The sequence below is a fragment of the Streptomyces purpurogeneiscleroticus genome, assembly GCF_020024005.1.
GTDB classification, from domain to species: domain Bacteria; phylum Actinomycetota; class Actinomycetes; order Streptomycetales; family Streptomycetaceae; genus Streptomyces; species Streptomyces purpurogeneiscleroticus.
The window spans coordinates 1-5,989 of the sequence record NZ_NHSG01000189.1 but is presented as its reverse complement, the minus strand read 5'-3'; the positions used below and the strand labels follow the sequence as shown (position 1 = coordinate 5,989).

6 protein-coding genes and 1 pseudogene are annotated in these 5,989 nt (G+C 75.3%); all 7 read right to left on the bottom strand.

Going from position 1 to position 5,989, the window contains the following annotated elements; genetic code table 11:
* A pseudogene (locus CCS38_RS12050) lies at positions 1 to 182 on the bottom strand (glycosyltransferase family 9 protein); the annotation flags it as partial.
* A complete protein-coding gene (gene rfaE2 / locus CCS38_RS12045; protein ID WP_223733233.1) occupies positions 182 to 1,669 on the bottom strand; it encodes a D-glycero-beta-D-manno-heptose 1-phosphate adenylyltransferase in 1,488 nt (495 codons plus the stop codon). The gene rfaE2 and the pseudogene CCS38_RS12050, both read right to left, overlap by 1 nt.
* Entirely contained in the window at positions 1,666 to 2,292 is a 627-nt protein-coding gene (locus CCS38_RS12040) for a D-sedoheptulose-7-phosphate isomerase (RefSeq protein WP_223733232.1), read from the bottom strand. Before CCS38_RS12040 ends, rfaE2 begins: the two co-directional genes overlap by 4 nt.
* A complete protein-coding gene (locus CCS38_RS12035) occupies positions 2,289 to 3,518 on the bottom strand; it encodes a glycosyltransferase (RefSeq protein WP_223733231.1) in 1,230 nt (409 codons plus the stop codon). Before CCS38_RS12035 ends, CCS38_RS12040 begins: the two co-directional genes overlap by 4 nt.
* Positions 3,515 to 4,477 (bottom strand): glycosyltransferase, encoded by a 963-nt coding sequence (locus CCS38_RS12030; protein WP_223733230.1) that lies wholly within the window; start codon positions 4,475 to 4,477, stop codon positions 3,515 to 3,517. The genes CCS38_RS12035 and CCS38_RS12030 overlap by 4 nt, the downstream gene beginning before the upstream one ends.
* The gene (locus CCS38_RS12025) at positions 4,474 to 5,481 is read right to left on the bottom strand and encodes a glycosyltransferase family 9 protein (protein WP_223733229.1); all 1,008 of its coding nucleotides are present in this window, start codon (positions 5,479 to 5,481) and stop codon (positions 4,474 to 4,476) included. The genes CCS38_RS12030 and CCS38_RS12025 overlap by 4 nt, the downstream gene beginning before the upstream one ends.
* Positions 5,478 to 5,989: D-glycero-alpha-D-manno-heptose-1,7-bisphosphate 7-phosphatase (locus tag CCS38_RS12020; protein WP_223733228.1), on the bottom strand; the 512-nt coding region annotated here is incomplete at its 5' end. The genes CCS38_RS12020 and CCS38_RS12025, both read right to left, overlap by 4 nt.

Sequence of the window (5,989 nt, the reverse complement as noted above, 5' to 3'; positions counted from 1 at the left end):
GCCAGCGCCGCGTCGGTCAGGCCCGGCGGCGCGGCCAGCACGATCGCGTGGCCCGGGAAGTGCCGGCGCACAGCGCGCAGCGCGGGCACCCCGGCCAGCAGGTCACCCAGGCCCAGCGCGCGCAGCACCAGCAGGCGGGGGCGGGGCGAGGCGGGTCCGGTCGGTACGTCGGCGGAGGTCATCACACCACCCTGTCGGCCGTGGCGCCGGGCAGCGGGTCGCCGTGCGGCTCGGCGAGCCCGCCCCCGGCGGCGCGCTCGGCCAGCTTGGTGCTGGACCGTCCGTCCAGGTACGGCAGCAGCATGACCTGGCCTCCCCAGCCCTCCAGTACCTCCGTCTCCGGCATCCGGGTCAGGGCGTAGTCGCCGCCCTTGACCCAGATGTGCGGGCGCAGGTCCTGGAGTACCTGCTCGGGGGTGTCCTCCTCGAAGACGGTGACGGCGTCGACGCAGCCCAGCGCCTGGAGCACCCGCACCCGGTCGGCCTCGGGCACGATGGGCCGTTCGTCGCCCTTGCGGCGGCGTACGGACGAGTCGGAGTTCAGGCACACGATGAGGCAGTCGCCTGCCCGGCGGGCGGCCTGGAGCAGTGCGACGTGCCCGGCGTGCAGCAGGTCGAAGCAGCCGCCGGCCGCGACGACGGTGCCGCCGGCGGCGCGCACCCGGGCCGCGAGTTCGGTGGCGCTCTCGCCGCCGCCCTGTGGTGCGGCCGCGGCGGTGAAGTGGGTGGTGAAGCCGTGTGCGCCGCCGTCCTCGACGAACTGGGTGGCCGCGTGCACCGCGCCCTGTACGGCGTCCTCGGGCAGCGCCTCGTCGGCCAGCAGCCCGGCGGCGCAGGCGGCGAAGCAGTCCCCGGCGCCGCAGGCGTCGCCCTGCGCGCTCCACGGTGCGGGCACCAGCATGGGCGCCTCGCCGTGCGTCAGGAGTGCGCCGCGCTCCCCCATCGTCACGGCCACCGAGGCGGCCTTCCAGGACCGCAGCAGCGTGCGGGCGTCGGCCGCCGCCTGCGCGAGCTGGACGCGCGCGCCGTCGGAAGCCGGCTCGTCGCGGCCGGGGCGGGCGCGAGCAGTGATCGGACGGGCGTCCTCGGCGAGGGCGGTGGCGAAGGTGCGCGCCTCGGTGGCCGCCGGAGTGGCCAGCTTCACGCCCGGGACGGGCGGCTGCCCGTTGGGGTGCGGGTCCCAGACGAGGGGTACGTGCCGGGCGGCGCGGGCGAGTGCCGGGCGTACGGCGTCGGCGGTGCCCCGGCCGTAGTCCGCGACGAGCACGGCGTCGGCGGCGGCGATGGCCTGCTCGGCCTCCTCCGTCGCGCCGCCCGCCCGGCCGTCGCCCTCGTCCAGGCGGAGCAGCGGACGGTCCCGTGCCATCAGCCGGGTCTTGCTGGACAGCGCGCCGGACAGCGGGAGTTCCACGAGCCGGACCCGGTCGGAGAGCAGCCGGCGCAGGGTGCGGCTGGTCTCGTCGTCGCCGAGCGCGGTGACGAAGGTGACCTCGCGGCCGTCCTCGGCCGCCAGGCAGGCGGCGAGCGCCGCGCCGCCCGGCCGGACGGTGCGGCGCAGTCCCTTCAGCACGGGTACCGGCGCGTCGGGCGCCAGGCGTTCGGCGCGTCCGGAGAGGTCGTGGTCGAGCAGGCTGTCGCCGACGACGAGCAGCGGGGCGTTACGGCTCATGCTTCCTCCACCCGTACGGTGTCCAGGGCCGGTTCCTGGCGTACGGCACCGTCCTGCCGGGCGACGGTCCGGTCGAACGCCTCGCAGAGCATGTGGACGGCGACCAGGTGGAGTTCCTGGACGGTGGCGGGCACCGGCGCGTCCACGCACAGCGCCTCGTCCCCGGCCGCCTCCAGCGGGTTGGGGGCCGGCCCGGTCAGCGCCCAGACGGTCATGCCGATGCGGCGGGCCTCGGTGGCGGCGGTCAGCAGGTTGGCGCTGGCGCCGCTGGTGGACATCAGCAGCAGGACGTCGCCGGGTCGGCCGTGGGCGCGGGTCTGCCGGGCGAACACCTCCTGCACGCCGTAGTCGTTGGCGATGGCGGTGGTGGAGGAGGTGTCGGCGTGCAGTGCGAGCGCCGAGTAGGCCGGGCGGTCCTCGCGGTACCGGCCGACGAGTTCGGCGGTGAGGTGCTGGGCCTGGGCCGCGCTGCCGCCGTTGCCGGCGACCAGCAGCCGGGCGCCCCGGCCGAGGCGGTCGGCGAGGCGGCAGCCCCAGGATTCGAGGCGGGAGGCGGAAGCGCGGAAGCGGGCCAGCGCGTCCTGCAGTTCGTCGCAGTGCCGGCCGTCGTCGAGTGCGGTCATCGGGCCACCCCCGAGAGTGCGGGTACGGAGAGCAGGCCGTCGTAGACGGCGGCGACGCCTTGGGCGACGCGGTCCCAGGTGTAGCGGTCCAGGGCGCGTTCGCGGCCCGCGGCGCCGAGGCGGGCGAGCAGTTCGGGGTCGGCCAGCAGGTTCCGGATGATCCGGTCCAGGCCGTGCTCCTCGACGGGCGGGACGAGGACGCCGGTGACGCCGTCGACGACCGTGTCGAGGTGCCCGCCGACGGCGGTGGCGACCACCGGGGTGCGGCAGGCCATCGCCTCGATGGGGACGATGCCGAACGGCTCGTAGCGCGGCAGGGAGAGCACCAGGTCGGCGCTGGACATCAGGGCGGGCATCTCCTCGTGCGAGACCCGGCCCAGCAGCCGTACCCGCTCGCTCACGCCGTGCTCCTCGGCCACCTTGCGCAGCCGGTTCGCCTCGGGGTCGTCGAAGAGCAGCGGCTCGTCCGGCCCTCCGGCGATGAGCAGTTCGGCGCCCGGGATGCCGGCGAGGGCGCGGATGGCCCGGTCGAAGCCCTTGCGGGGGACGAGCCGGCCGACGGCGAGCAGCCGTTTGGGGGCGTCCGGGTGCCGGGCGTCGGGGACGGGCGCGAAGTGGGTGGTGTCCACGCCGCACGGCACCACGCGTACGTGGCTGCGCGGGATGCCCATCGCGAGCAGCTCGCCGACCTCGTCGGAGCAGGTCGCGAGGACGCGGCGGCAGGTTCTGCCGATACGGGCCTCGGTCTCGATGCGCTCGGGCGGGCTGGTGTCGTCCGAGCCCTGGTAGCGCCGCTTGACGGTGCCGAGCGCGTGGTACGTCTGGACGACCGGGATGCCCAGTTCGCGGGCGCCGGCCAGGGCCGCCGTGCCCGACATCCAGAAGTGCGCGTGCACGAGGCCGGGCGGCGCGGCGGCCCAGGTGCGCGCCAGGTAGCGGCCGAACTCCGGCATGTGGGCTGGCAGTTCGTCCTTCGGTACGGGGGCCGGGGGGCCTGCTGGTACGTGGACGACCTTGAAGCCGTCGTGGGTGGTGACCGTGTGCGCCAGTGCGGGATCGTCACGCCGGGTGTAGACCGTGACGTCGTGCCCGCGGCGGACGAGGTGCCGGGCGAGCTGTGCCACGTACACGTTCTGACCGCCCGCGTCCGGCCCGCCGAGTGCGGCCAGCGGGCTGGCGTGCTCGGAGACCATGGCGACGTGGGGGGCGGATGCTTCGTGCTTCATCGCGTGACCTCTTTCATGAGTTGATCCCAGTCGTCCAGGAAGCGCCCCACCCCATAGCGGGCCTGTACGGCGGCCCTCGCTTCCCGGCCCGTCCGTTCGGCGAGGTCCCGGTCGGCGGTGAAGGCGCGGACCGCGTCGGTCAGCGTCTCCAGCCGGTTCGAGACCACCCCGGCCCCCTCGGGGACGGCCTCGCGTACCTCGGTGGTGTCCAGTGCCACGACGGGCATCCCGAGGAACATTGCTTCCAGGAGCGAGAGCCCGAGCGAGGTCCAGCGGATCGGGTGTACGTACACCCGGCACTGGGCCAGCGCTGTGTGCAGCTCGTCCTGCGGCAGGTCACGGGTGCGGCACCGGTCCGGCGACAGGCCCAGGTGGCGGGCCAGCCCGTCGGTGCGCATGCCGAAGACGTCCAGCGGCGCCGCGGCGGCGAACCGCGGCAGCAGGTCGGTACCGGTGGTACGGCCGCGCCGCACCGGTTCGTTGACGACGACGGCGGCCCGCTGCTCCGCGCCGGTCCAGCGCGGGCCCGGGTCGATGATGCCGTGCTCCACGACGGTGGTCGGGGCGCGGCCGTTGTCCCACATCAGCCGGTTGAAGTGGGTGACGTGGACGAGCGGGATGTCGTCCCGGTCGGCGAGCGGATGACGGGTGTCCACGGGTGTCTCGTGCGGGCTGTTGTGCTCGACGTAGACCGCGGGCACGTCGCGTCCCGGACGCCGCCCGGTCCATTCGTACGCCAGCTCCACCTCGTGCGGGCGTTGCAGGACCATCAGGTCGATGTCGGCCTCGCGCAGCTGCTCCGGGGAGAGTTCCTGGACGGTGGCCGGCCAGTCCCAGGTCCGGGCGCGGCCCAGGCCGTCCGGGCCGCGGTCCGGTGTCACCGGGACCAGGTAGGTGTGGGCCCCCTGGACGAATGCGGTGATCCAGGAGCCGTGCACATGCCAGATGAGGATGTTCATGTGCTCTCCTTGAGCAGTTTCTGCACGGCGAGCACCACGTCGGTCGCGGTGACGTCGTCCAGGCAGGGGTGTCCTGGCTGCGGGCAGTGCCGCGCGCGGGTCCCGGCGCACGGCGCCTGCTGGTCGCCGAGGAGGATCGTCGGCACTCCGTACGGCGCCCACCGCTCGGCGGGTACCACGGGAGCGAACAGCGACACGACGGGCGTGCCGACGGCCGCGGCCAGGTGCGCGGGCCCGGTGTTCCCACTGACCACGACGTCGGCGGAGCGCAGTACTCCGGCCAGGCTCCGGGAGTCGGTCTGCCCGCCGAGGTCGCGCGCCGCCTCGCCGCTGACCTCCCGGGTCAGCGCGGTCTCGTCGGGGCCGCCGGTGACGATGACGCGGTGGCCCGCGTCGGCGAGCGCGGCGACCGCCTCGGCGCAGCGGTACGGACTCCAGGCGCGGGCCGGTGCGCTGGCGCCGGGGTGCACCACGACGTACGGGCCGTTGCCGGTGAGGCCCACGGTGTCCGGCGGCGGGAGCACGCGCAGCCGGCCGTCGTCGCGGGGCTCGGGGACGAAGCCGAGCGCGGCCGCGGTGTCGAGCGCGGCCTCGGCCTCGTGCCGGTCCGGCAGCCGGCGGTGGCGGACGTCCAGCAGCCGCCCGGGGTGGTCGCGGCTGTCGGCGCCGATCCGGCCGACGCGGGCCATCCGCAGCAGCAGGGCAGCGGGCAGCGGGCTCTGGTGGAAGGAGGTGAGGATGAGGGCCGTGTCGTACGCGCCCTCGCGCACCCGGCGGATCAGTCCCTCCACGTCGGCGTCCTCGACGCTCGGCGGGCTGAAGCCCTCCCAGGGCGCCTCCCACACCAGTACCTCGTCGACCCCGGGCAGCATCCGCGCCGCGGCCTCGCCGCGCGGCCCGCACACCATGGTCACGTGCTCGGACTGCGCGGCGACCGCCCGGACGGCCGGGCCGGCCAGCAGCACGTCGCCGAAGCTGTCGAGGCGTACCACGAGTGATTTCACCGGTCCCACCCCCAGGATTCCGCGGCGGCGACGGGCGCGGTCTCCGGGCCGTGGCCGAGCAACTGCCGTACGGCGCTGAGCACGTCGGGCGCGGTGTGCGGCGCGGCGGTGACCTCTTCGGCGCGGGTGACGGCGTTGGGGACGAGGACGGCGCGGGCACCGGCGGCCTGTGCGGCCAGCACGTCGGCGCCGATGTCCCCGATCACCACGCACTTCTCGGCCGGTACGGCGAGCCGCCGGGCCGCCTCGATGACCAGGCCGGGCTTGGGCTTGCGGCAGTGGCAGCCGGCCTCGGGGTGGTGCGGGCAGTACACCCACGTGCCGAAGCCGCCGAGGGCGTCGTCCACCCGGGCGTTGACCAGGCGTACCTGATTCTCGGTGAGCAGGCCGCGGCCCACGCCCGACTGGTTGCTGACGACGGCGGTCGGGATGCCCGCGGCGCGCAGCAGCCGGAGCGCTTCGGGCACTCCGGGCAGCACGCGCACCAGCCGCGGGTCACTGTTGTAGG

Excerpts from the sequence above, each read along its gene's own strand:
- CCS38_RS12040 (WP_223733232.1), bottom strand. The coding sequence starts at position 2,292 with ATGACCGCACTCGACGACGGCCGGCACTGCGACGAACTGCAGGACGCG.
- rfaE2 (WP_223733233.1), bottom strand. The coding sequence starts at position 1,669 with ATGAGCCGTAACGCCCCGCTGCTCGTCGTCGGCGACAGCCTGCTCGAC.
- CCS38_RS12030 (WP_223733230.1), bottom strand. The coding sequence starts at position 4,477 with ATGAACATCCTCATCTGGCATGTGCACGGCTCCTGGATCACCGCATTC.
- CCS38_RS12035 (WP_223733231.1), bottom strand. The coding sequence starts at position 3,518 with ATGAAGCACGAAGCATCCGCCCCCCACGTCGCCATGGTCTCCGAGCAC.